Raw genomic sequence first — 25,133 nt, 5'->3', positions numbered from 1 at the left:
TTGGGATCAGTTATTTAGCATAAGCATGTTTCATCTATTATCTGTGTTCTCTTTTGCGAACACAGACAACCACCACTGACTTAACTGCGAATAAAAAGCTTGAAGTAAATAAAAACTGTATGTTGTCGTGAATTGTCCATGCTATTCTAAAACCGTTATCTCTGTGACCGATTTTTGTGAGGAAATAATGAACGAGTTTCTGAAGGTTCTGCTGAACATTCGTAGTCTGCGTGCGGCTATTCGCGAGCTGCCGTTTGAGCAATTGCTGGAAGCTAAAGAGAAGTTTGATCTGGTTTATCAAGAGCGCGCTGATTCTGTTGAGCAGGAGCGTGCCGAGCAGGAAGAGCGTCAGCGCAAGCTGAGCGAATTCACCGAAATGCTGCAGCAGGCTGGTATTGATCCTCGCGAGCTGCTGGCGACTGCCGCTGCTCCGGCTGCTGCGACTGGTGCTGCCAAGAGCAAGCGTGCTCCGCGTCCGGCTAAATACAAGTACGAAGAAGATGGTCAGGAAAAAACCTGGACTGGTCAAGGCCGTATGCCGAAAGCGATTGCTGCTCAAGTAGCGCAGGGCAAAGACCTGAACGATTTCCTGATCTGATTTTGTCAGTTTGGATATCCGATAATGCCGCCTCTGTGCGGCATTATTTTTGTCTGCTGCATATTTTCACTGGATTATTCAATCCGCTCACCACTATTTTTCGTCCCTCTTTGTAAACTGGTTCTCCGTAAACCTTATCTCTAGCATTTTATGAGCTGCGATAAATGCAGGTAGTGCGCGGCTCGATCCCGACAAGGGTTGCTTGCCTTGTATGTCTTTTCTTCAAAATGATGGGAAGGGGGATATGACAACAGAAACACAAGTGCATCAAGCGTTATCTCTCATCCTGCATATTTCTAGACAAGGGAGAGCCTTGGAGTGGGGAAGTAAAAAGAGAGAAGAAAATGGGAGTAATCTACAAGGCCCCACCCGCTTGCACGAGGTGGGGCATGCTGATTATTGGGTCAGGTTATCGCTGCCGCCGATGGCACGATAGATTTTCGCTGTAGTGTTGAGCTGTTCCTTCTGCTGAGCCAGCAGGCTCTGCTCGGCATCCCACAGGCGGTTCTGCTCGTCGAGCCACGCCTGAACGCCGGTAGCCCCAGCTTCAAAGCGCGCCTTGGCCAATCGCTCCGACTCTTTGGCATACCCAAGTTGTTCCTGCAGGTAGCTGAGCCGCTGTTGGCCGTAGCTTCGTGCTGCCAGATTGTCTTCCACCTCGACCAGCGCGGTATAGAGCTGCTTGCGAAACTCGGTTTCGGCAATCTGGTAATCCACTTGTGAACTCGCAATAGCAAGACGGGTGTGGTTGTACTCAAGGAAGGGGAGGGCAAGGGTTGCCCCCAGAGAGCCGACCGGATTTTGCAGCACCTGTGCCAATTTATCCGATGCCGTGCTGGCACTGCCGGTCAGGGTGAGGCCCGGATAAAAACCGGTGCGGATCTCATCCCCTCTGGCCAGGGTTTTGCGCAGCCGCAGCTCCGCCGCTTTCACATCGGGGCGACGGGCCAGCAGATCGGCTGGAATGCCGACTGCAAGTTCAGGAATGGGCCTGGTTGTCAGCGAAGTCGGTGCATACTCCAGCTGTCCGTGGCTGCGGCCAAGCAGCAGGCGCAAGGCATTACGGGCCTGCTCCTGCTGCGCCTTGAGGGAGGCGAGCTCAGCCTGTTTGCCCGCTTGCTGCTGGCGGGCCTGTGCCAGATCGAGTCGAGTGATGGCTCCGGCCTTGTATTTGGCCTGTGTCAGCTGCTCAGTGCGAGCCAGGTTGGCCAGCTGTTGCTCGCTCAAGGTAATGGCCGAGGCGAGATAGCCAAGCTGCCAATACTGTTCGAGGCTATTGCCGATAAGCAGCAGACGGGTGCTGGCCAGATCCTGCTCGCTGGCAGCAGCTTCCCAGCTCGCCTGATCTCTCGCCGATGCCAGCTTGCCCCACAGGTCCACTTCATAGCTCAGGCCAAGTGATGGCCCCATACTGCTGGTTGATTTACCGCTCTTCAGATCCTTGTTGCTACTCGCGCCCAGGTTGCCATTGACCGAGGGGGTGAGATTGGTATCGGCCTGATCAGCACCCAGCCGGGCGCTCTTGAGCTTGAGGGCGGCAATGCGCATGTCCGGGTTGGCGGCCAGCACAGCCTCAACCAGCTGGTTGAGCTGCGGGTCGTGAAAGGCTTGCCACCAGGGGCCAGCCTGGGTGGCAAGCTGTTCGCTGTTCGCCTGCTGCCAGACGGGAGCGATGGCGAGATCTTGCCGGTGATAGGTGCTCTGCTGGCTGCAGCCACCAAGGGCGATACAGAGAGCCAGGCAGGATAATTTATACATGTTATTCCCTCGCCAGTGCGACCACGGGGTCGAGCCTTGCCGCGTTGCGCGCTGGCAGATAACCAAACAGGATCCCGATGAGTGACGAGCAGCCAAAGGCCATCAGGATAGAGAAGAGTGAGAACTGCATCTTGATGCTGTCGACCAGCAGGGAGAAGAGCATGCCGATCCCGAGGGAGAGGCCAACCCCGCAGATCCCGCCGAGCAGGCTCACCATCACCGCTTCAATCAGGAATTGCTGCAATATGTCGGACTGACGGGCTCCGACCGCCATGCGGATGCCGATCTCGCGGGTTCGCTCCACCACTGACACCAGCATGATGTTCATTACCCCGACGCCGCCGACGATCAGCGAGATCAGCGCGATGGCCGAGACCATCAGGGTCATGGTTGCGGTCGTTTTCTCCACTGACTTGATGATGCTGTCGCTGCTGAAGGTGAAGAAGTCCTTCACGCCGTGGCGTTTGGTCAACAGCTCGATTACCGCCTGCTCCGCCAATGCCGGCTGTATGCCATCCTTGACCCGGATGGTGAGCTGGCTGAAGTGATGCTGCGAAATCAGGCGGCTCATCACCGCACTGTAGGGGAGCCAGACATTGACCGACTGGCTGGAGGGGCCAAAACCTGTCTCCTGCGAGACAACCCCGATGATGCGCACCGGCAGCGTGCCGACCATCACCACCTTGCCAACGGGATCATCCTTGCCAAGCAGGCTGCCAATACTTTTCTTGTCCACCACGGCGACGGCGGCACGTTGCTGGATGTCTTGCCACTCGAGCAGGCGTCCACTCACCAGCGTCATCCCTTTCACCTTGAAGTAGTCGTTGCTTACTCCGGTCACGCTGCCACTGCTGGTCTTGTTGCGGTAACGCAGCTGGCCCGGGCTGGCAATCTCGGGACTGGCGCCGGCCAGATAGGGCTGCCCGAGCAGGGCATCGAGATCCCCCTTGTTGAGGGTCTGGATGCTCGCCATCTTCTCATCACCCCACCCCTTGCCCGGGAATATCTCGATAGTGTTGGTGCCCATCGCATTGATCTGGTCGATCACCTTGGTTCTCGCCCCTTGCCCCAATGCGACCACGCTCACCACGGCGGCGATACCGATGATGATCCCCAGCATGGTGAGGAAGGTGCGCATCCGGTGGGCCAGCATGGCGTGAACCGCCATACGCCCCGCTTCCCGATAGCGATCCCAGTCATAACTGGCCCCTTCGCCAGCGGCTGGTTGCACGTTGAGGACAGGTTGGTTGGCGGCGACTTTGCGTCCGCTATCTTCCTGCACCCGACCATCCTTGAGGGTAATAATCCGGTCGGCGTGGCTGGCCACCTCCATGTCATGGGTCACCAGAATGATGGTGTGCCCCTGCTGATGGAGCTCTTTGAGGATCGCCATCACCTCCTTGCCGCTCTGGCTGTCCAGCGCGCCGGTTGGTTCGTCCGCCAGGATCACCTCGCCACCATTGGCCAGCGCCCGGGCAATACTGACCCGTTGCTGCTGGCCGCCGGAGAGTTGTCCCGGCGTATGGTGACTGCGCTCGGCGAGCCCGAGGCGACCGAGCAGCTGACGGGCCCGTGCTTGTCGGTCATGGCGACCGGTACCGGCATAGATGGCCGGGATCTCGACGTTGGCGGCCGCATCGAGATGGGGCAGCAGGTGATAGCGCTGGAAGATAAAGCCGAAGTGGTGGCAGCGCAGGCGGGCGAGCGCCAGCGCATCGAGCGTCGCAGTATCCTCTCCCCGGAACAGATACTGGCCACCACTCGGACGATCGAGGCAGCCCAGCAGGTTCATCAGGGTCGATTTGCCGGAGCCGGAGGCGCCAACGATGGCGATCATCTCTCCGGCTTCGATAACCAGATCAAGGGGATGGAGGACGGTCACCTCCTGCTCGCCGCTCTGGTAGCGCCGCTCGATCCCTTTTAGCTGGATCAGGGGCTCACTCATAGCATGACCGCCACATCATCCTGAGCGGCAGGTGCGCCGTGATTGAGCTGCACCTGCTCTTTTTCGTCCAGACCGCTCACGACTTCGATCCGGATTTCATCTTTCATGCCGGTCTTGATATGGCGGGTTTCGGTCGTCTCATCGTCCTTGATCACGGTGACTTCATACTCGTTGTCTCCCAGCGACTTGCCGAGGGCAGTTTGCGGCACAGTGAGCACCTGCTTGCGCTCGCCGAGCACTATGGTCACCTGGGTGGTCATTGCCACCCGCAGGGTATGGTCTGGATTTGGCACATCGAACAGGGCGTAGTAGTAGACGGCCGCATTGCTGGTGGTGGTACCGGTTGCAGCCTGATCGTTAATGTTGGTGGGCGCTAACTCCACGGCGCGCAATTTCCCCTGATAGCGGGTGTCCGGATCGCCAATCAGGGTGAAATATACCGGCATGCCCGCCTTCACCTTGGTGACATCCGCTTCGGAGATCTGTGCCTTGACCGTCATGGTATCGAGGTCGGCCAGCTTGAGCACTGTTGGTACCGTCTGGCTAGCTGCCAGTGTCTGGCCTTGGCGGGTGACAATGGTAATCACGGTGCCATCCATCGGCGCCAGGATCTTGGTGTAGCCGAGCTCGGTTTTGGCCCGCTCCACCTTGATGATGGCGTTGTCGATGTTGGCCTGGCTGCTTTGCAGATCAGCCCGGGTGACGGCCAGCTGCGCTTCGGCGCTCTCCAGATCGGCGCGCGAACTCGCCTCCTGCCTGAACATCTGTGACTGGCGCTGCCATGCCAGCTGATACTGCTTGAGCTGAGCCTGCTTGATCTTGAGCTGGGCGCGGTTGCTTGCCAGCTCGGCCTCGGCGGTTTTCAGGTTGTTCTGGGCGATGAGCGGATCAATCTCCGCCAGCAAATCCCCCTTCTTGACCCGATCGCCTGCCTCGACCGCCAGCTTGGTGACCTGGCCGGAAACCTGAGCGCCGACATCAACCTGTTCAACGGCTTGCAGTACGCCGCTGGCCAGCACGGTCTGGGCAATATCTTCCCGGGTAACCGGCGCTTTGAGGATCGCTTTGGGAGGATCGCTTGGCCATACCAGCCAGCCGATCAGTGCCAGCCCGAGCAGAGTGAAGATCGCCCGGGTTCTCAGCTTGGAGCTTATTTTCATTGAACACCTGAATGAAATCAGAACACGAAAGGGTTATAGGGCGACAATCGTGCAGCAAAGCCATGGCAAATAACAGCCGAAAATATGTAAGCAAAGTTATGGTGTTACCTGTCAATTGGGGGACAAGTTGCGACTCGAGCGGTGGTGAAATAAAAAAGCCCCGCACAGAGGCGGGGCTTTTGCTGAGGCTTGGTGATAGGCGTGCTTAAGCCTTGGCCAGCAACTCCATCACCCAGGGCAGACCCTGCTTCTTGCGGCTGACAAAGCCCGGGTGGTAGCTGGACTCTGCCGGTACTTTAGCGTGGCGGGTAAAGTAGATGCGGCTGGCGGCGGCGGTCAGGTCGGTCACCATCAGGACGAAGAAGTCGAGCCCTTCGGCTTCAACACGGTGTGCCATCTCTTGCTGCAGAGTGTCGATCTGGTCGGCAAGCTGTTGTTCGCTGCCCACTTCAATCTGGCTCATGATGAAGTTCAGACCTTCGGCCTGGAATGCTTTCTCATCCTGCTGCAGCAACTGCGCAGGAGTGAGACCGCTCAGATCGGTTTTTGCCATCAGCAGCTGTTGACCAAACTCGGCCAGCGACACCTCGGCCAGCGGCGCAAGACGCTCGCAGGCGATCTTGTCCTGCTCGGTGGTGGTCGGCGAGGTGAGACAGAGGGTGTCGCTCATAATGGCACCCAGCATCAGACGAGCCTGGCTACGGGTCACGGTACCTTGTTGGCTCAGCAGATCAAAAGCGATGGTGCAGGTGCAGCCAACGGCACGGATCCAGGCATCCAGCGGAGACTGGGTGATCAGGGAGCCGAGGCGGTGGTGATCCACCAGTCCCAGTACATTGGCCTGGGAGAGGGTGGCTGGGCCCTGCTCCAGATCACTGAAGTCGACCAGCCAGACATTTTTATCGGTCAGATCCTGAGTCAGCAGCTCGGGCTCGGCGACACCAGCCTGCTCCAGAATGAAGCGGGTTTCGGTACGCAGATCGCCGAGGCGCCATGGGGTGGCCTGACGGCCTTGTGCATTGAGCCAGTCAGCGATCACCAGAGCGCTGCAGATACTGTCACTGTCGGGATTCTTGTGGCCAAAAACGTGGATCATAGACAAAGCCTCACAATTGGATACCCATAAAGGGGGCAACACTATGCGAAATCCCCCTCGTCAAGGCAACCCGATCCCGGCAGATGTTGCTGCCTGCTTGGCCAAATCCACCATTTTATTGATCTGGGTCGGTGATCTCATCGCTCTGACAAATGGCCGGGATGTATTTGCCCTGCTGAATCAGGATGCTTTTTCAGAGCCAGAGCCAGAGCCAGAGCCAGAGCCAGAGCCAGAGCCAGAGCCAGAGCCAGCCGGTGGTTATGTTGCCATCAGGCTGGCCAGGTGATTAATGGTGCAGCAGCTCGCGGGCATTGGCCAGGGTAATGTCGGTGATCTGATCGCCCCCCAGCAGGCGGGCCAGTTCGTTGAGCCGGGCGCTCTGATCGAGCGCATCCATCCGGGTTTCTGTGGTTTTGCCATCGGTGTGCTTGCTCACCACCATATGCTGGTGGCCATTGCCCGCCACCTGCGGCAAGTGAGTGACCACCATCACCTGAGTCGACTCGCCAAGCTGACGTAGCAGGCGACCCACCACGGCCGCTGTCGGGCCGCTGATCCCCACATCCACCTCATCGAAAATCAGGGTCGGAGTGGAGACCTTGCGAGCGCTGATCACCACGATGGCAAGGCTGATACGCGATAGTTCACCGCCCGAAGCCACCTTGCCAAGCGGTTGGATGGGCTGACCCGGGTTGGTGGTGACCATAAATTCGACCCGATCTATACCCAGCGGAGAGAGGCTGCTCTGGGCATCGGGGCGCACCTCGATGGCAAAGCGACCATCGGGCATCGCCAGTTCGTGCATGCTGCAGGTCACCTTGGCACCCAACTCCTGGGCGTAACGCTGGCGGCTCTGGCTCAGGGCCTCGGCGGCCTGAACAAACGCCTGACGGGCCTCGGCCAGCTCATCTTCCATCCCCTCTAACCGCTCTTCATCAGAGTTGAGGCGGGCGAGATCGGAGGCCAGCTCCTGATGATGCTGGGCTAGATCTGCCGGTTTGACGTGGTGCTTGCGGGCCAGATTGATTGCCTTGGAGAGGCGGGCTTCCAGCTCGTTGAAACGTTCGGGATCCAGCTCCAACCGATCCAGATAGCTGCGCAGTTCGCTGTGGCTCTCCTGCACCCCGATCAGGGCTTCGTTCAGCATCTCCAGCACCGGAGTGAGGCGGCTGTCCATGCTGACCAGCCCCTCGGTCCGGTCGACGGCGGTCTGCAGCAGGCCGGCAATGGTGGTCTCTTCGTTGTCGTAGAGCAGATCGAGGCAAGCGCCGCACTCCTGCATCAATTCGGTGCCGTTGGCCAGCCGCTGGTGCTCCTCCTCGATCTCTTCAAACTCGCCCGGCTGCAGGGCAAATTCGTCCAGCTCCTGCACCTGATACTCGATAAGCTGGCGACGGGCTTCCCGCTGCTGCTGTTCGGCCTTGAGCCGGTTGAGCTCGTTTTGCAGCTGGCGCCACTGCTGATAGTGCTGGCGTACCTCGTCGAGCAGCAGATGGTGGCCGGCGTAGCCGTCGAGCAGGGCGAGCTGGTAGTCGGGTTTGAGGAGCATCTGGTGGGCATGCTGACCGTGTACGTTGACCAGCAGCTGGCCCAGATTCTTGAGCTGGGTGAGGGGGACGGGCACGCCGTTGATATAGCTGCGCGAACGCCCCTCGGCAGAGATGACTCGCCGCACGATGCACTCCCCCTCGTTCTCCAGCTCGTTGGTGGCGAGCCAGGCGCGGGCGGCCGGGTTGTTGTCGAGCAGGAAGCGGGCGCTGACCTCGCTTTTGTCGCTATCGGGGCGCACCATGCTGGCTTCGGCCCGCTCTCCGAGGCAGAGACCTAGGGCGTCGATGGCGATGGATTTACCGGCACCGGTCTCACCAGTGATGCAGGTCATCCCCGGTTGCAGATCGAGTTCGAGAAACTTGACGATGGCGAAGTTGTTGACGGTCAGCTGGGTCAGCATGGTCTCATCCTGTATAGGTCAACATTGCTGTGTATGCATCCAGTATATACTGGTCTTATATACAGTAAAGAGGGCTCCGTCATTTTTAACGAATGCAGGCCACCAGATTGGTGGCCTGCGGGAGTGCAGAGGGGCAAGTCAGTGAAAAGCTGACAGCAGATCCGGATGGGCCGCAATCACCTCATCCAGAGCCTGTTCCAGCTTGCTGCCGCTGGTGATGAGCGGGTTTAGCACCAGCGCGCGCCAGGCTGTATGGCGGTTGCCGTTGATGGCTGCCTCGATGGTGAGTTGTTCGAACTCCTTCATTAATTGCAGCAGGCGCAGGGTATCTTGCGGAAAAGGCGCCACGTTGAGCGGCAGCGGGCCCGACTTGGTGATGAGGGAGCTAACTTCCACGGCACATTCGTCCGGCAGGCCGTTGATGGCACCATTGTTGCGGGTGTTGACGTGCATGATGATGCGCTTGTCGTTGTGGATGGCACTCATCAGTTCGCAAGCCGCTTCCGAATAATATTGGCCACCGCGCCCCTCCAGTGCCTTGGGTTTCTCGGCGAGATCCGGGTTGCGATAGAGATCGAACAGCTGCTGTTCGATGGCCTTGACCACTTCGCCCCGAGTTCCTTCGCCACTGGCCTCACCGAGTTCCTGCTTGAGAATATCGTCGCTCATGTAGTAGTAACGCAGATAGGCACAAGGGATCATGCCCAGATTGGTCAGCAGATCCTTGGGCCAGGCAAAGGGGGGAATATTGCGCGGAACCAGCGGATCCTTTCCTTGCGCGAGTCGGGCAATCACCTCGCCGAGTTTATCCTCGCCTTGATGCTGGATCTGGCGTACGAAGATAAAGTGGTTGAGTCCGGCCACCTGCATGATGAACTCCTGTTCATCGTGGCTCTCCAGCAGGGTGGCGACCCCTTTTTGCATAATCACCGGTACATTGCACAAGCCCACGGCCTTGATCTTGCTGTGGCGCAAGATGGCTTCGGTCACCATGCCTGACGGATTGGTGAAGTTGAGCAACCAGGCATCGGGGCAGAGGCGCTCCATGTCGGCGGCGATCTGCAAGGCGATGGGGATGGTCCGGCACGCGTTGGCAAAGCCGCCAAGTCCGTTGGTCTCTTGCCCAATCAGGCCATATTTCAACGAGATCCGCTCATCGCTGATGCGGGCTTCCAGACAACCGGCGCGAAACTGGGAGCAGACGTAGTCGGTACCGCGCAGCGCTTCTTCCCGATCCAGCCTTGTTTCAACCCGAACCTCCAGTCCGGCTTTGGCCAGCATGCGGCGGGTGAGGGCAGCGATGATTTCCATCTTTTCGCGGCCATCGTCGATATCGACCAGCCAGAGTTCGCGCAGCGGCAGCTCGTGCTGGCGCTGGATTAATCCTTCGATCAGCTCTGGCGTATAGCTGGAGCCGGCACCGATGACCACAATCTTGAGTCCGTTTTTCATAGTCCACCTCATTTACACGGATAGGGAGTGACCCTATTAAAGGGGGGCCGAGGCGGCCAGACAAACGAAAAAAGGGGTAGTATGAATTAGTCAATTTAATGCATGAGAGGCCGTGGCATACTGATGCCCTGCACCGCAACGCGCGTCATCATGAGGTTATCCATGCTGGTTCAACAGAACACCCTTGCCCTGCTGCACACCTTCGAGAGCACGGCCCGTCACCTCAGCTTCACCCGCGCTGCCGAGGAGATGAATCTTACCCAGGGGGCCATCAGTCACCGTATTCGCCATCTGGAGGGGTTATTGGGGTTTCGCCTCTTTATTCGCCTGACCCGTAAGCTCGCATTGACGGAAGAGGGGGCACGACTGCTGGCGACCCTGAGCCACTCCCTGCGCCAGATCAATGAGGAGATTGAAGATATCCGTGCTCAGGATTTGCGCGGCACACTCCATGTGGGGGTTGCGCCGACGCTGGGGCTCAACTGGCTAATGCCCAGATTACCGCGCTTCCAGCAGCGCTGGCCCGGATTGAATGTGATGATGCGGGTTCGTGCCGGGGCGGTGGATTTCAACGAGGAGCGGGTAGATCTGGCCATCTACTACGGAGCCACCCGCTGCAGTGATCTGCACCGTGAGCTGTTGATGGAGGAGCGCCTGGTTCCTGTATGCTCCCCCGCCTATGCCGAGCGGCTGGGGTTGCTGAGAGAGCCGGCCCGGTTGGCGGAGGCCTGTTTTATCCATGCCTCTGAATCGACCGATGTGCAGCAACTCTTCTCGGAGTGGCGGCTCTGGTGTGATGGCGCAGGCATGACACTGCCACATGAACAGCGCCACTATGGTTTCAATCACTATCAGATGGCTCTGCAGGCGGCACAAGGGGGGATGGGGGTCGCGATGGGACGGGAGGTGCTGGTTCGCAGCTTGCTGGAACAGGGCTCGCTGGTGGCAGTTGGCGGCCCGGCAGTGGCTGCCGGGCGCAACTACGAGTTGATTTCGCCGCGGGAGAACCGCGAGCGGCCGCGTTTTCGCGCCTTCAGCGACTGGCTGCGCAGCGAGGTGGCACTCAGTCAGAGCACTGCTGCGCCGCCTGACCCGGCAGCTTAAAACAGCTTGCTGCCCCAGCCGAGCTTGTTGCGCAGCACGTGGAAGTAGCTGTAGTCGAGCGGATGCACCAGATGAAGCTGGTGGTGGCTCTTCTTGATGAGGATCTCGTCCCCCGGGTGGACCGCCAGCGTCACCTGACCGTCACAGCTGACCTGCATGGCATCGTCCTGATTGTCCGGCGAGACCAGCAGGCGCACTTCGCTGTCGGCATCGAGCACGATGGGGCGACTGCTGAGGGTATGCGGGAACATGGGCACCAGCGTGATGGCGTTGAGCTTGGGGGTGAGAATGGCGCCACCTGCCGACAGGGAGTAGGCGGTCGAGCCGGTCGGAGTGGCGACAATGATGCCGTCCGAGCGCTGGCTATACATAAAGCTGCCATCGATATAGACCTCGAACTCGATCATGTGGGCGATCTTGCCCGGGTGCAGTACCGCCTCATTGACCGCCAGATTACTCGACTTGCGCTCGCCATGGCGATAGACCGAGGCTTCCAGCAGGAAGCGGTGTTCGCTCTTGTAGTGACCGGAGAGCACCTGCTCCAGCGGCAGCAGATAATCCTGCGGCGAGAGATCGGTCAGAAAGCCAAGGTTGCCCCGGTTGACCCCGATCACCGCCACATCGAAACGCGACAGCACCCGCGCCGCCCCCAGCATGTTGCCGTCACCGCCGACTACGATGGCCAGATCGGCCTGCTGGCCGAGCTGAACCAGATCCATGACGTTTTCATCGAGGATGCTCAGGGTCTGGGCAACCCGGCTCTCCACCAGTACCCGGAAACCGCGTGAGGTCAGGTATTGATGCAGGCCGGTCAGCGTCTGGTTGGCTCCCTCGTGGTGAGGCTTGCCAATCAGGGCGATGGTTTTGAACGGAGAATCCATAGTCTGTCGGGTCTGGGTGAGTATTGGGGGCAGTATACAGCGGTTTGTCACGCTTGTGACGTCCTCCCGCGCGCTTCCCTCGCTGAGGGGGGAGGGCTATCTCCTTGACGCAGCTGATTAAAAGCTGAGCTGGATTGCCAGAGATGCAGCAAGGAAAGTGCCAATAGTCCTGTTTGAGTGACCCGGATTGGCCTTTTTCCCCTTGAAAGACAGGGATCCATCCCCATAATAGCGCCAACATAGTCGGTCTGATGTCACTGGTCGCTCAGCCAGACGTCAAGGCCCTCGTAAGTAACCCCGGAATCTGGAGATGTCATGAACCACGAAGAGCAAAAGGTTGAAGCGATGGAGCAAGTGGAAGCCCAGCCAGTCGAGCCGACCGATGTAGACAGTGAAGTGACAGCCGAGCAGGCCCGTATCGCCGAACTGGAAGAGCAGCTGGAGACCGCCATCCAGAAGGCGGCGGAAGAGCGCGAACGCGCCCTGCGTACCGCTGCCGAAATGGAGAATCTGCGTCGTCGTACCGAGCTGGACGTGGAGAAGGCGCACAAGTTCGCCCTGGAGAAGTTCGCCGCCGAGCTGCTGCCGGTGCTGGACAACCTGGAGCGCGCCATCGAGCTCGCCGACAAGGAGAACGATGCCCTCAAGCCGATGGTGGAAGGTGTCGAGCTGACCCTCAAATCCATGCAGAGCGGTGTGGCCAAGTTCGGTCTGGTTGCGCTGGATCCGACCAACCAGCCGTTTGATCCGAATGCCCATCAGGCGATGAGCATGGTGCCGAGTGCCGATGTGGCGCCGAACACCGTGATCGCCGTAATGCAGAAAGGCTATGAGCTGAACGGTCGCGTGATCCGTCCGGCCATGGTCATGGTATCCAAGGCCGCCGACTGAGTCGGCGCTTGATGCCCAGGCCCGCCGCTTGGCGGGCTTTTTGTTTATCTGTCTGGTCTGTCATGGACTGATCACGACAAAAGGTGGGGTTTTTGCGGGGCAGGGCTTGAAGTGGCCGCTTGCGACCCCATATAGGATGCAAGGCCACGGCGGCACAAAAAATTTGATGCCGGGAGCTTGAAAGCCAGATTGGCAGGCCCCACCTAGCCGTTAACGCATTAAGGCGAGTTCCTCGCCAGTTTATTCAAAGTATTTGGAGATTTCTCAAATGGGTAAAATCATCGGTATTGACCTGGGTACTACCAACTCCTGCGTTGCCATTCTGGACGGCGACACTGCTCGCGTGATCGAGAACGCAGAAGGCGATCGTACTACTCCGTCCATCATTGCCTATGCCGATGATGGCGAGATCCTGGTTGGTCAGCCGGCCAAGCGTCAGGCCATCACCAACCCGAAAAACACCCTGTTCGCCATCAAGCGTCTGATCGGCCGTCGTTTTGAAGATGACGAAGTACAGCGTGACCTGAAGATCATGCCGTACGCCATCGCCAAGGCCGACAACGGTGACGCCTGGGTTGAGGTGAAGGGCAAGAAAATGGCACCGCCGCAGATCTCTGCCGAAGTGCTGAAAAAGATGAAAAAGACCGCCGAAGACTACCTGGGCGAGCCGGTAACCGAAGCAGTTATCACTGTTCCGGCCTACTTCAACGACGCCCAGCGTCAGGCTACCAAGGATGCCGGTCGCATCGCCGGTCTGGATGTTAAGCGCATCATCAACGAACCGACTGCAGCAGCTTTCGCTTACGGCGTGAACAAGGTCAAGGGCGAGCGCAAGGTTGCCGTATATGACCTGGGTGGCGGTACTTTCGATATCTCCATCATCGAGATCGACGAAGTTGAAGGCGAAACCACCTTCGAAGTACTGGCGACCAACGGTAACACCCACCTGGGTGGTGAAGACTTCGACAACCGCGTCATCAACTATCTGGTAGATGAGTTCAAGCGTGAGCAGGGCATCGACCTGCGCAACGACCAGCTGGCTCTGCAGCGTCTGAAAGATGCCGCCGAGAAAGCCAAGATCGAGCTCTCTTCTGCCCAGCAGACCGACGTCAACCTGCCGTACATCACTGCCGATGCCACCGGTCCGAAGCACATGAACATCAAGGTGACCCGCGCCAAGCTGGAATCCCTGGTAGAAGACATGGTGAAAGACTCTCTGGAGCCGGTTCGTGTCGCCCTGAAAGACTCCGGTCTGGCAGTTGGCGAGATCGACGACGTGATCCTGGTTGGTGGTCAGACCCGTATGCCGCTGGTTCAGAAGACCGTTGCCGAGTTCTTTGGCAAAGAGCCGCGTAAAGACGTCAACCCGGACGAAGCCGTGGCCATGGGTGCTGCCATCCAGGGGGCCGTACTGTCCGGTGACAAGACCGACGTTCTGCTGCTGGACGTTACCCCGCTCTCTCTGGGTATCGAAACCATGGGCAGCGTGATGACTGCGCTGATCGAGAAGAACACCACTATTCCGACCAAGAAGTCCCAGGTGTTCTCCACTGCCGAAGACAACCAGTCTGCCGTGACCATTCACGTGCTGCAGGGTGAGCGCAAGCGCGCCAGCGACAACAAGTCTCTGGGCCAGTTCAACCTGGAAGGCATCCGTCCGGCACCGCGCGGTCTGCCGCAGATCGAAGTGACCTTCGACATCGATGCCAACGGTATCCTGCACGTCTCTGCGAAAGACAAAGAGACCAACAAAGAGCAGAAGATCACCATCCAGGCCTCCTCTGGTCTGTCTGATGACGAGATCGAGCGCATGGTACGCGAAGCCGAAGCCAACGCGGCCGAGGACAAGAAGTTCGAAGAGCTGGTGCATGCCCGCAACCAGGCTGATGGTCTGGTCCACTCTGTACGCAAGCAGATCACCGAAGCCGGTGAAGCCCTGCCTGCCGACGACAAGACCAAGATCGAAGCCGCTCTGAGCGAGCTGGAAACCGCCATCAAAGGTGACGACAAGGCTGCCATCGAAGCCAAACAGCAGGCTCTGCTGGAAGCGTCCCAGAAGCTGATGGAGATTGCCCAGCAGCAGGCTCAGGCACAAGGTGCCGCCGGTGCTGACGCCGGTCAGTCCTCCTCTTCTGCCAAGGCTGACGACGACGTAGTCGACGCCGAGTTCGAAGAAGTGAAAGACGACAAGAAGTAAGCCCGACCCAGATGGGCGAAGCAGGCTTCGCCCATCGGTTTAGTTTATGAATTCACGGGCGTTGGGTGACCAACGCCCGTCTGCGTAACCACAGGATGAGTATGTCGAAGCGCGATTTCTACGAGGTGCTGGGGGTATCGAAAGATGCCGACGAGCGCGAGATCAAGAAGGCGTACAAGCGTCTGGCCATGAAGTATCACCCTGACCGCAATCAGGGCGATGCCGGTGCCGAAGAGAAGTTCAAAGAGGTCAAGGAAGCCTACGAGATCCTGACCGATGCCAACCTGCGCGCCCGTTATGACCAGTACGGTCATGCTGGTGTCGACCCGAGCCAGGGTGGCGGTGGCCACGGTGGTTTCGGCGGTGGTGCCGACTTTGGCGACATCTTTGGCGATGTGTTCGGTGACATCTTCGGTGGCAGCCGTGGCGGTGGCCGTCGTGGCCCGGCCCGTGGTTCCGACCTGCGCTATACCATGGAGCTGACGCTGGAAGAGGCGGTACGCGGGGTCTCCAAGGAGATCAAGGTGCCAACTCTGGTTCACTGTGAAGTCTGTAACGGCTCCGGAGCCCATACCGGCAGCAGCGCCCAGACCTGCCCGACCTGCCACGGCTCCGGCCAGGTACAGATGCGTCAGGGCTTCTTCGCGGTGCAGCAGGCGTGCCCACACTGTCACGGTCGCGGCAAGATCATCAAGGATCCGTGCCGCAAGTGCCACGGTGAAGGTCGCTACCAGCGTACCAAGACCCTGTCGGTCAAGATCCCGGCAGGTGTCGATACCGGCGATCGCATCCGTCTTTCCGGCGAAGGGGAAGCGGGGGAAGCGGGAGCTCCGGCAGGGGATCTTTACGTACAGGTGCACGTCAAAGAGCACGAGATCTTCGTGCGTGACGGCAACAACCTCTACTGCGAAGTGCCCATCAGCTTCACCGCTGCGGCTTTGGGCGGCGAGATCGAAGTGCCGACACTGGATGGCCGGGTCAAGCTCAAGGTCACTCCGGAGACCCAGACCGGCAAGATGTTCCGCATGCGTGGCAAGGGCGTGAAGTCCGTGCGCTCCGGTCAGGTGGGGGATCTGATGTGCAAGGTAGTGATCGAGACCCCGGTCAACCTCACCGAGCAGCAGAAAGAGCTGCTGCGCCAGCTGGATGAGTCGTTCAGCGGTGCCGCTGCCAAAACCCACAAGCCGAAATCGGAAGGCTTTTTCGAAGGGGTGAAACGCTTCTTCGACGATCTGACCAGCTGATTTCAGCGACCCGAATAAAAAGAGCCGGCCTTGTGCCGGCTCTTTTTTTGGTTTTTTGCGGTCAATCCGTGGTGCTGGCGCGCCAGAACACCTGCTTGATATGGGGATGAATACCCAGTTTGCCCATCAGTGCGTCGAGCTCGTCGCCATCGATAGAGGTGGCGAGCAGCACCGCCGAGATCTCCAGATCCCGTTCGCCAAAGGGCTCGATGTCGAGCTCGCTCAGGGGGTAGTTGGCCTGCTCCAGCATCTCTTCGAGCCAGTGCAGCACCTCTTTCTGGTGCTCGCGCGGAGTGAGCGCCGTCACCTTGTAGGTCACCTCGGTGTCGAGATTATCTACCGGACGCCGGTTGATCTGATTGACCAGCGGCCGCAGCAGGGTATTGGCGGCGAGCACGAACAGGGCGCCCAGAATCGCTTCTATGGCGAGACCGGCACCACAGGCGGCACCGACGGCGGCCACCCCCCAGAGGGTGGCGGCGGTGTTGATGCCGCGGATATTGCCCGACTCGCGCATGATGACACCGGCGCCGAGAAAGCCGATGCCGGAGACGATATAGGCCACCACGTGCACTACGCTGTAGCTGCCGCCATGGAGGTCATAGATACGCTGGGCCAGATTGACAAACAGCGCGGCGCCCACGGCGACCAGCACGTTGGTACGCAGGCCGGCGGTACGCTGGCGGTACTGACGCTCCAGCCCGACCAGCGCCCCCAGTACGAATGCCAGCAGCAGGCTGGCGAGGGTATCGATCAGGGAGATCAGATCAAGTTGTTGCCACATTTTCATGGCCTGTTCCTTCTTGGTTGCCGATGGCCTTCGGGATGAGCGGGCTGTCAGATGGTGCTGGCATAACCCGGGCAGATGAGTGGACGCGCGTGGTGAAAGCCATCACAAAGGGGATGAGCACGCACGTCAAATGGGCCTGCCTCTCCCGTTTGCACGGAGAAGCAGGCACTTTTTCACTCGGATTGAACGGGGCTGGCAAGCCCCGAGGTTAACGGGTTGGCTCAGTTGAGCTGGGGATTGCCATCACTGCGTGGCCGCAACTCCCAGCGCACCGGGTGTGCAACGCCCACCTGATGGACAAACTGCACCAGATAGCGGCGCTGGGGCGGTGTGCAGTGCACATTGAGCACCAGCTCCCGGCCCCCGCTGCGTCCCGGCCGCATCGACTGCATGGGCTGCAGGCCGGCAGGTTGCAGCGTGTGGTTCACCATCTCCAGCACCTGCTCCATATCGGCGCGATCCTCGCAACGGATCTGCAGCCGGTAGTGGTGCTGGCGCTGTTTGCCGCGCAGCCAGAGTGGCAGCCAGCCACGGCCCAGCTTGCTCAGCAGGGGATGAGCCTGTGTTGCCATCATCGGATTGGCAACGGACTTGGTTGATACAAAACGCATAGCAGCCTCCTTGTGGGAAGCAGAAACTATGCAGGCATGACGGCCACGGCTTTTGGCCAATGGTCGCCAGACGTCAAGTGTAAAAAGAGAAGAGGGGAGTGGATTTCCGCTTCTCGCAGGGCTGCGAGCATGCGGCAGAGAAAGACCTGCGGCTAGCTCGCGACCTTGGTACCGGCTGACAGGGCCGGTCTACAACTGTCACTTGATGAGTTGCCCACTGATGGTCTCCGCTATTGATAAGAGGCTCGAATGATAGCCGAGCTGACGCAGAGGGTAAACCCCGAGCCAGTGGCGGAAACATCCTGAAACAAATTTGAGCTCTCACTTCGCCGCGACCGCTTGACGGCCCTGCGAGGTTGGCAGGGCCGCCCTTTGCGGCTTACTCCGTCTTGTCGATGCCAAGGTATTTGAGCATCAGTTTTTCATAGATGGGCTCGGTATCGCCCACCTGCATTTTGTGCAGGAAGTATTTCTCGAAGGCGATCTTGGCCAGATGGACCCACTTCCCTTTCTTGAACCAGGCGACGTTGCGCGGCGGGATCTGCGGCATTGCGACGAAGGCGGCGCCGGTGTCCCCCATGTCCGCCAGACAGATGGCATTCCACACCGCCTTGGTCACCGGCGGCTGGCCACTGAGCTCCGCCTTGATGTTGTGGCTAAGGGTGCGAACCATCGCCTCAATCATGTAGCCAGTCTTGGGTACGCCGGTTGGCACCGGGGTTTTATGCTGGGGCGGGATGGCGATGCAGACCCCGGCGGCGTAAATCTGCGGGAAGGCGGGATTGCGCTGGTGTTCGTCGACGATGACAAAACCGCGGGGATTGACCAGCCCCTCGATGCCTCGCAGCGGCGCAATGCCGACAAAGGCGGGCAGCATCATGGCGTGTTTGTAGGGCAGAGTGTGGGTGCGCTTGATGTTGCCCTCATCGTCCAGCTCCTCCACCGTCATCTTGCCATCCTTTGCTGCCACGGTGCGGGCATTGCAGATCCACTGCACATCGCGCATCCGCAATTCGCTCTCCAGCATTCCCTTGGAGTCGCCTACGCCGTTCAGACCCAGATGGCCGATGTAGGGCTCGCTGGTGACAAAGGTCATGGGCACATTTTTTCTCACCTTTTTGTCGCGCAGGTGGCGATCGAGGATGAAGGCGTACTCGTAGGCCGGGCCAAAGCAGGAGGCCCCCGGCATGGCGCCGACAATCACCGAGCCGGGCTCATCGACCAGTGAGCTGACGCTGTGACGGCACTCTTCGGCGTGGGAGAGGGTGCAGACGCTGGCGGTGCCGCCCGATTCGGGGCCTGCCCCCGGTACTTCGTCAAAGGCGAGCGCCGGGCCGGTGCAGAGCACCAGAAAGTCGTAACTCAGGGTCTGGCCATCGGAGAGGGCAATCTGCTGTTCGCCAGGTTGCAATCCTGTCAAGGCCGCATGAATAAAGTGGATTCCCTTTTTCTTCACATGGGGTTCGATGGGGATCGAGGTCTCCTTGCGCTCCCGCCACTGGACGGCAATCCACGGATTGGATGGGGTGAATTCAAAGTCCGGCTTGTCGTTGATGAGGATCACCTCATGCTGCTTGCCCAGTTCGGCCTTGAGTTCGTAGGCGGCGGACATGCCCCCCAGACCCGCGCCTATGACGATTACCGTTGCCATGTTCAGCCTCCTGCGTTTATTACACGCTCATGTGAGCAGGGTCATCCGACCCGGTTATTTCAATCCCATCCTTTTGAGGATCATCGCTGCCGGGCAGAAACCGGTGAAGGCGCTCTGGATCAGGTTGACCCCGACAAAGGCGCTCAACCAGACAAAACCCGGATGAACCCAGGTGGTAAGGATCAAAGAGAGCAGCAACATGCAACCCGCGACGATTCTGACTCCGTTATCTACTGTCATAGCCTTTCTTCCTATCTATTTTAGATATTGCTAATTTAGTGTTGTTTTATACAATAGAACAAATATCAGCAATTGCTAATTTACTTCTATGAGCCAATTCGACGAGATGAACAGACACGCGACAGCCGCCGCCTCCCTGCTCAAGGCGTTGGCTCACCCTGAACGCCTGATGGTGCTCTGCCAGCTGGTGGAGGGGGAGAAGGGGGTCGGAGAGCTGCTGGCCCATAGCCAACTCGGGCAGTCAGCCTTCTCCCAGCAACTTTCGGTATTGAAGCGCTACGGCCTGATCCGTTCGCGCAAGGTCTCCCAGCAGATCTACTACTCGCTGGTGAGCGAGGCGGCCGCCGATGTGCTGGGGGCGCTGCAAACCCATTTTTGTCACTCAGAAAATAAGGAATCTTGATGATGGAAAGCCAATGGCTACTCTCTTTGGGCGGCGGCATGCTGGCGGGGCTGTCAGCCCTGATCCTGATGTTGTTCAACGGCCGAGTTGCCGGGATCAGCGGCATTCTGGCCGGTGCGCTGCAACACCGTGCGCCCTGGCGGGTGCTGTTTCTGCTGGGGCTGGGGGCGGGCGCCTGGTTGGCGCTGACTCTGGGTTGGGCCAGTATGCCCGCATTCACCACCTTGCCCGGCTGGCCCGTTGTGCTGCTGGCCGGTCTGCTGGTTGGCATCGGTACCCGTCTTGGCAATGGCTGCACCAGTGGCCACGGCATCTGTGGCATGGGGCGGCTCTCCCCGCGCTCCATTGTCGCCACCCTGACCTTTATGGCGGTTGGCTTTATCACCGTCTTTGTCACTCACCATCTGCTGTAAGGGGCTTATTGCCATGAAGTTGCTGACAAGTTTGTTTGCGGGCCTGCTGTTCGGGCTGGGGATGGCCATCTCCGGCATGGTGGATCCCGCCCGGGTCACCGGTTTTCTCGATCTGGCTGGTGCCTGGGATCCCAGCCTCGCCTTCGTGATGGGGGGCGCCCTGCTGGTCTTTATGCCGGGTTACTTTCTGCTGGTGAAACCTCGTCGTCAGAGTGTGTTGGGCGAGTCCATCGCGGCCGTACCTGCCCCAAAGCTGGATCGTCGTCTGATCGGTGGGGCCGCGCTGTTTGGCATCGGCTGGGGATTGGTGGGTATCTGCCCGGGGCCTGCCTTGAGTCTCATTTCCAGCGGCCAGCCCATGATACTGTTGTTTATTGCGGCCATGGTGGCCGGGATTTTGCTTGTTGATCGGGTCTTGGTGAAGGTGCAGGAGAAGCGCTGCCACCCCCGCTCTGCCTGAATGGATTGCCCCTGGTGTCGGGGAAGGAGGAATATCATGGAACAGATCCGCTTGCTGGGGGCCGCCATGCTGGCCGTGACCTCCGCTCTTGTCTCTCCGATGACATGCTCTGCCGAGGCGAATGGTGATGCCACCCTGACTCTGGTTCCCCGTCAGGTGGCCGACTGGCTGACGCTGGATGGCACTGTCAGTGCCATCCATCAGGGGACGGTGGCGGCCCAGACCAGCGGCCGGGTCTCCCGCATGCTGGTGGACGTGAACGATCAGGTGCAGGCGGGGCAACCGCTGCTCGAGATCAGCGGCAAGGAGCAGTTTGCCGCCGTTTCCGGTGCTGAGGCGCGGCTTGCCAGAGCCAAGGCCCAGCAGGTGGAGGCAGAGCGCCAGCTTGCCCGCTTTCAGGCGCTGATTGCCAAAGGGGTGATTACCCGCGCCCAGCTCGACAATGCCCAGGCGACTGATCGCGCCGCCCGCGCCGAGGTCAATGCGGCCGATGCGGCCCTCACTCAGGCCCGCGAGGCCTACGGTTATACCCGCATTCTGGCTCCCTACGCCGGAGTGGTGACCAAGAGGCTGGTAGAGCTGGGGGAGACTGTCGCCCCCGGTACCCCGCTGCTCTCCGGCTTCTCTCTAGACACACTGCGGGTGGAGGTGGAGTTGCCCCAATCCGCCCTGACGCTGGCTCGTGAGCCTGCGTATGTGCAAGTGCTGCTGCCGGATGGCAGGGCCGTTACCCCGGTCAAATTGACCCGCTTCAACTATGCCGACAGCCAGAGCCACGCCTTCAGGTTGCGCCTCGACTTGCCGCCGCAAACTGCTGGCGTGTTGCCCGGCATGTGGCTCAAGGTGCAGCTCAAACAGGGTGAGCGTCAGATGTTGCAGGTGCCGGATCGCGCCCTGCTGCGGCAAGGGGAGTTCAACGGCGTCTATCTGCAGCAGCCTGCTGGCTGGGCCCTGACGCCGGTGCGGGTCGGCCATTGCGTCGAGGGACAGTGCGAGATCCTGGCCGGCCTGCAAGCCGGTGACAAGCTGGCTCCCGATGGCTGGGCGCAGCAGCAGGAGGTGGCCCATGAGTAGCGAGCTGAATGGCAACAAGGAGAGGCTGGGACCTGCCGGTCGGCTAGCGGCGCTGTTTCAGGGCTCGGCCATCACCCCGCTGCTGGCGCTGGTCGGGCTGCTGCTCGGTCTGTTTGCGGTGCTGGTGACCCCCAAGGAGGAGGAGCCGCAGATCGATGTCACCTTCGCCGATGTCTATATCCCCTTCCCGGGAGCCACCCCGGCAGAGGTGGAATCCCTCGTCACTACCCCTGCCGAGCAGGTGGTCTCCCAGATAAAGGGCATTGATACCCTCTACTCTTTTTCCCAACCCGATGGTGCCCTGCTGGTGGTGGTGTTCAAGGTGGGGGTAAGCCGCGAGCAGGCTATCGTCGATCTCAACAACCAGCTCGACTCCAACCGCGACTGGCTGCCGCAAGGGCTGGGGGTGGGTCAGCCACTGGTAAAACCGAGAGGGATCGACGATGTCCCCATCGTCAGTTTGACCTTATGGAGCAAAGAGAGGAGCAAGCAACTGGGGGCTCCCGAGCTGACCCGGGTCGCCCATGAGCTGGAGACCGAACTCAAGCGCATTCCCGGTACCCGCGATATCTACACGCTGGGCGGCCAGAGCGCCGTGCTGCGGGTTATGCCGGATCCGGTGGCCCTCAGCGCCTACGACATCAGCTGGGGCGAGCTGAGCCAGCGACTGGCGGCCGCCAATCAGGTAGGCACCACACAGGCTATCGAGCAGAACAACAGTGAGATCAAGGTGCAGGTGGGGCAGTTCCTGCAAAGCGAGCAGGAGGCTAGAGAGCTGGTGGTGGGGCTGCACGACGGCAAGCCGGTCTATCTGGGGGATGTGGCCAGGGTCTCTCTGGGTCAGGAGACCCCGACCAAACGCAGCTGGATGGGGCAGGGGGATCGCAGTTATCCGGCGGTGACTCTGGCCATCGGCAAGCAGCCGGGCCAGAACGCGGTTGATGTGGCCAAGCGGGTGGAGGCGCGGGTCGAGAGTCTCAAGAATCGGCTTATTCCGGCCGGGGTCGAGGTGACGGTGGCCCGGGACTACGGCGTTACTGCCGAGACCAAATCCAACACCCTCATCGGCAAGCTGATTTTTGCCACCACGGCGGTGGTGCTGCTGGTACTGGTGAGCATGGGGTGGCGCGAGGCGCTGGTGGTGGGGGTTGCCATCGTCATCACCCTGGCACTGACCCTGTTTGCCAGCTGGGCCTGGGGCTTTACCCTCAACCGGGTGTCGCTGTTCGCGCTGATCTTCTCCATCGGCATCTTGGTGGATGACGCCATAGTCGTGGTGGAGAATATCCACCGCCATCGCGGTTTGGGCAAGGGGGCACTCAAGGATCTTATTCCGGGGGCTGTGGACGAGGTGGGCGGGCCGACTATACTGGCGACCCTGACCGTCATCGCAGCCCTGCTGCCGATGGCCTTTGTCAGCGGGTTGATGGGCCCTTACATGAGCCCCATCCCCATAAATGCCAGCATGGGGATGCTTATCTCCCTGCTGGTGGCCTTTATCTTCTCCCCCTGGCTGGCGAGCCATTTGCTCAAGGATTTGGTGCACGGTACCCACGGCGAGGCCAGGGCCGGCCTCTTCCAGCGGCTGATGACCCCTTTCCTGATCGGTGACGGTGCCAAGAAATCCAGACGCAAACTCTGGCTGGCCATCCTGCTGCTGGTGGCGGGAGCCGCCGCCATGCCCATGGTGCAGTGGGTGGTGCTCAAGATGCTCCCCTTCGACAACAAGTCGGAATTTCAGCTGGTGCTCGATATGCCGGAGGGGGCGACTCTGGAGCAGACCGAGCGCACCCTGCTGGCGGTCGGGCGGGAGCTTGCCAAGGTGCCCGAGGTGAAGGATTACCAGATCTACGCCGGCACCGCCGCCCCCATCAATTTCAACGGGCTGGTGCGCCACTACTTTATCCGCAGCGGCGCCAACGTGGGGGATATTCAGGTCAATCTGGTGGACAAGCATGAACGGGATCACAGCAGTCACCAGATTGCCCAGTCGGTTCGGGAGCCGCTGCAGGCTATCGCCAGTGCGGCAGGGGGCAACCTCAAGGTGGTAGAGGTGCCCCCCGGCCCGCCGGTCTGGTCACCCATCGTTGCCGAGATCTATGGCCCGACTCAGGCCGCACGCGAAGCAGCCGCTCGCGCTGTACAGGCCCGTTTTGTGGCCACGGCGGATCTGGTGGATGTGGATATCTATCTGACCGACCCGCAGCCCAAGTGGCGGCTGGTGGTGGATCGCAGCAAGGCGGCCCTGCTCGGTGTCGATCTCGGGGATCTGGTGAACACCCTCAATGGCGGGGTGGGTTATCAGGATGCCAGCTGGCTGCAGGGGCACGGCGCCAAGTATCCGTTGCCGATCCGCATCGAACTGGCTTCCGGTGACAAACGGGATCTGGCGGGCGTGCTGGCCCTCAAGGTGCGCAGCCAGAGCGGCCAGCTGGTGCGGGTCTCCGAGCTGGTGAGTCGCCGTGATGAGGTGGCGCCGAGCTATATCATGCACAAGAACATGCAGCCCATTGTGATGGTGGTGGCCGACATGGGCGGCCATACCGACAGTCCGCTCTACGGCATGTTTAGCGCCGGCGCCGATATCGATCTGCCCCAATATTACGTGCAGCAGCCCGACAAGCTGGGGGAGGTGGCGCTGTTGTGGGACGGGGAGTGGAAGATCACCTACGAGACCTTCCGCGACATGGGGCTAGCCTACGGGGTGGGGATGATCCTCATCTACCTGCTGGTGGTGGCCCAGTTTCGCTCCTATCTGGTGCCGCTCATCATCATGGCCCCCATTCCGCTCACCCTCATCGGGGTGATGCCGGGCCACGCCCTGCTGGGGGCCCAGTTTACCGCTACCTCGATGATCGGGATGATCGCGCTGGCCGGCATCATAGTGCGCAACAGCATCCTGCTGGTGGACTTTATCGAACAGCAGCGGGCGAGTGGCGTGGCGTTCGAGCAGGCGGTGATTGCGGCGGCGCAGGTGCGGGCCAAACCCATCATGCTGACGGCGCTGGCCGCCATGATTGGAGCCCTGTTTATCCTCGATGATCCCATCTTCAACGGGCTGGCCATCAGCCTGATTTTCGGGATCCTGGTCTCTACTTTGCTCACTCTGGTGGTGATCCCGCTGCTCTACTACAGCCTGATGTCGCGCCGTGGGGTCGCGATCACGGCAAACGAGCCGGGCGCACAATGACAGAAGGGCCACCTCGGTGGCCCT

21 protein-coding genes are annotated in these 25,133 nt (G+C 60.0%); 10 read left to right on the top strand and 11 right to left on the bottom strand.

The window, feature by feature from the left end:
* The first annotated feature begins 187 nt into the window (after positions 1–187).
* Positions 188–598 (top strand): H-NS family histone-like protein, encoded by a 411-nt coding sequence (locus AACR93_RS20030; RefSeq protein ID WP_043851776.1) that lies wholly within the window; start codon positions 188–190, stop codon positions 596–598.
* Positions 599–994: 396 nt separating this feature from the next.
* Here the strand turns inward: AACR93_RS20030 and AACR93_RS20025 are convergent, their stop codons facing one another.
* The 6 genes from AACR93_RS20025 to AACR93_RS20000 form a co-directional block, all read right to left on the bottom strand.
* Entirely contained in the window at positions 995–2,356 is a 1,362-nt protein-coding gene (locus tag AACR93_RS20025) for an efflux transporter outer membrane subunit (protein ID WP_043851775.1), read from the bottom strand.
* Position 2,357: 1 nt separating this feature from the next.
* Entirely contained in the window at positions 2,358–4,301 is a 1,944-nt protein-coding gene (locus AACR93_RS20020) for a MacB family efflux pump subunit (protein WP_043851774.1), read from the bottom strand.
* Entirely contained in the window at positions 4,298–5,461 is a 1,164-nt protein-coding gene (locus AACR93_RS20015) for an efflux RND transporter periplasmic adaptor subunit (protein ID WP_043851773.1), read from the bottom strand. The genes AACR93_RS20020 and AACR93_RS20015 overlap by 4 nt, the downstream gene beginning before the upstream one ends.
* Before the next feature lie 205 nt (positions 5,462–5,666).
* Complete coding sequence (locus AACR93_RS20010; RefSeq protein ID WP_043851772.1) at positions 5,667–6,557, bottom strand: manganese-dependent inorganic pyrophosphatase; 891 nt, start codon at positions 6,555–6,557, stop codon at positions 5,667–5,669.
* 286 nt (positions 6,558–6,843) lie between these two features.
* The gene (recN, locus tag AACR93_RS20005) at positions 6,844–8,508 is read right to left on the bottom strand and encodes a DNA repair protein RecN (protein WP_043851770.1); all 1,665 of its coding nucleotides are present in this window, start codon (positions 8,506–8,508) and stop codon (positions 6,844–6,846) included.
* A 138-nt stretch (positions 8,509–8,646) separates the two neighbouring features.
* Positions 8,647–9,960 carry a 6-phospho-beta-glucosidase gene (locus AACR93_RS20000; protein WP_043851769.1) on the bottom strand — a complete coding sequence of 438 codons (1,314 nt, stop codon included), beginning with the start codon at positions 9,958–9,960 and terminating at the stop codon, positions 8,647–8,649.
* 162 nt (positions 9,961–10,122) lie between these two features.
* On the opposite strand from AACR93_RS20000, the gene AACR93_RS19995 reads away from it, so the two are divergent.
* Entirely contained in the window at positions 10,123–11,064 is a 942-nt protein-coding gene (locus AACR93_RS19995) for a LysR substrate-binding domain-containing protein (protein ID WP_043851768.1), read from the top strand.
* On the opposite strand, the gene nadK is transcribed toward AACR93_RS19995, so the two are convergent.
* Positions 11,061–11,945: an NAD(+) kinase gene (nadK, locus tag AACR93_RS19990; protein ID WP_041208339.1), complete on the bottom strand. Its 885-nt coding sequence runs from the start codon at positions 11,943–11,945 to the stop codon at positions 11,061–11,063. The genes AACR93_RS19995 and nadK overlap by 4 nt on opposite strands.
* Positions 11,946–12,260: 315 nt before the next feature.
* Here nadK and grpE point away from each other — a divergent pair, with 315 nt between their 5' ends.
* The 3 genes from grpE to dnaJ all read left to right on the top strand — a co-directional run bounded on the left by grpE (position 12,261) and on the right by dnaJ (position 16,277).
* Positions 12,261–12,836 (top strand): nucleotide exchange factor GrpE, encoded by a 576-nt coding sequence (gene grpE / locus AACR93_RS19985; protein WP_033113489.1) that lies wholly within the window; start codon positions 12,261–12,263, stop codon positions 12,834–12,836.
* Positions 12,837–13,104: 268 nt separating this feature from the next.
* On the top strand, positions 13,105–15,033 hold the full coding sequence (gene dnaK / locus AACR93_RS19980) for a molecular chaperone DnaK (RefSeq protein WP_041208341.1): 1,929 nt from the start codon (positions 13,105–13,107) through the stop codon (positions 15,031–15,033).
* A 101-nt stretch (positions 15,034–15,134) separates the two neighbouring features.
* On the top strand, positions 15,135–16,277 hold the full coding sequence (gene dnaJ / locus AACR93_RS19975) for a molecular chaperone DnaJ (protein WP_033113491.1): 1,143 nt from the start codon (positions 15,135–15,137) through the stop codon (positions 16,275–16,277).
* 61 nt (positions 16,278–16,338) lie between these two features.
* Here the strand turns inward: dnaJ and AACR93_RS19970 are convergent, their stop codons facing one another.
* The 4 genes from AACR93_RS19970 to AACR93_RS19955 all read right to left on the bottom strand — a co-directional run bounded on the left by AACR93_RS19970 (position 16,339) and on the right by AACR93_RS19955 (position 19,569).
* Positions 16,339–17,067: an MgtC/SapB family protein gene (locus AACR93_RS19970; protein WP_033113492.1), complete on the bottom strand. Its 729-nt coding sequence runs from the start codon at positions 17,065–17,067 to the stop codon at positions 16,339–16,341.
* 221 nt (positions 17,068–17,288) lie between these two features.
* Positions 17,289–17,678, bottom strand: coding sequence for a hypothetical protein (locus AACR93_RS19965; RefSeq protein WP_042032493.1), 390 nt, complete (start codon positions 17,676–17,678; stop codon positions 17,289–17,291).
* Positions 17,679–18,057: 379 nt separating this feature from the next.
* Positions 18,058–19,329 carry an NAD(P)/FAD-dependent oxidoreductase gene (locus AACR93_RS19960; RefSeq protein WP_043851767.1) on the bottom strand — a complete coding sequence of 424 codons (1,272 nt, stop codon included), beginning with the start codon at positions 19,327–19,329 and terminating at the stop codon, positions 18,058–18,060.
* 54 nt (positions 19,330–19,383) lie between these two features.
* Complete coding sequence (locus AACR93_RS19955) at positions 19,384–19,569, bottom strand: YgaP family membrane protein (RefSeq protein WP_033136592.1); 186 nt, start codon at positions 19,567–19,569, stop codon at positions 19,384–19,386.
* An 88-nt stretch (positions 19,570–19,657) separates the two neighbouring features.
* Between AACR93_RS19955 and AACR93_RS19950 the strand changes: the two genes are divergently transcribed.
* Genes AACR93_RS19950 through AACR93_RS19930 form a run of 5 tightly spaced genes read left to right on the top strand, consistent with a single transcriptional unit; the run spans position 19,658 to position 25,109 of the window.
* Complete coding sequence (locus AACR93_RS19950) at positions 19,658–19,972, top strand: ArsR/SmtB family transcription factor (RefSeq protein ID WP_005338008.1); 315 nt, start codon at positions 19,658–19,660, stop codon at positions 19,970–19,972.
* Positions 19,972–20,385, top strand: coding sequence for a YeeE/YedE family protein (locus AACR93_RS19945; protein WP_043851766.1), 414 nt, complete (start codon positions 19,972–19,974; stop codon positions 20,383–20,385). The genes AACR93_RS19950 and AACR93_RS19945 overlap by 1 nt, the downstream gene beginning before the upstream one ends.
* A gap of 13 nt (positions 20,386–20,398) precedes the next feature.
* Positions 20,399–20,845: a YeeE/YedE family protein gene (locus AACR93_RS19940; RefSeq protein ID WP_043851765.1), complete on the top strand. Its 447-nt coding sequence runs from the start codon at positions 20,399–20,401 to the stop codon at positions 20,843–20,845.
* 36 nt (positions 20,846–20,881) lie between these two features.
* A complete protein-coding gene (locus tag AACR93_RS19935) occupies positions 20,882–21,919 on the top strand; it encodes an efflux RND transporter periplasmic adaptor subunit (protein WP_043851764.1) in 1,038 nt (345 codons plus the stop codon).
* Positions 21,912–25,109, top strand: a complete 3,198-nt coding sequence (locus AACR93_RS19930) for an efflux RND transporter permease subunit (protein ID WP_043851763.1) — start codon at positions 21,912–21,914, stop codon at positions 25,107–25,109. The genes AACR93_RS19935 and AACR93_RS19930 overlap by 8 nt, the downstream gene beginning before the upstream one ends.
* Positions 25,110–25,133: the final 24 nt, after the last annotated feature.

This window comes from Aeromonas sp. L_1B5_3 (genome assembly GCF_963866575.1).
In the GTDB taxonomy this organism is placed as follows: Bacteria; Pseudomonadota; Gammaproteobacteria; order Enterobacterales; family Aeromonadaceae; genus Aeromonas; species Aeromonas jandaei.
Note: the sequence above shows the minus strand (reverse complement) of the source record. Positions and strands in the feature narration are given on the sequence as shown.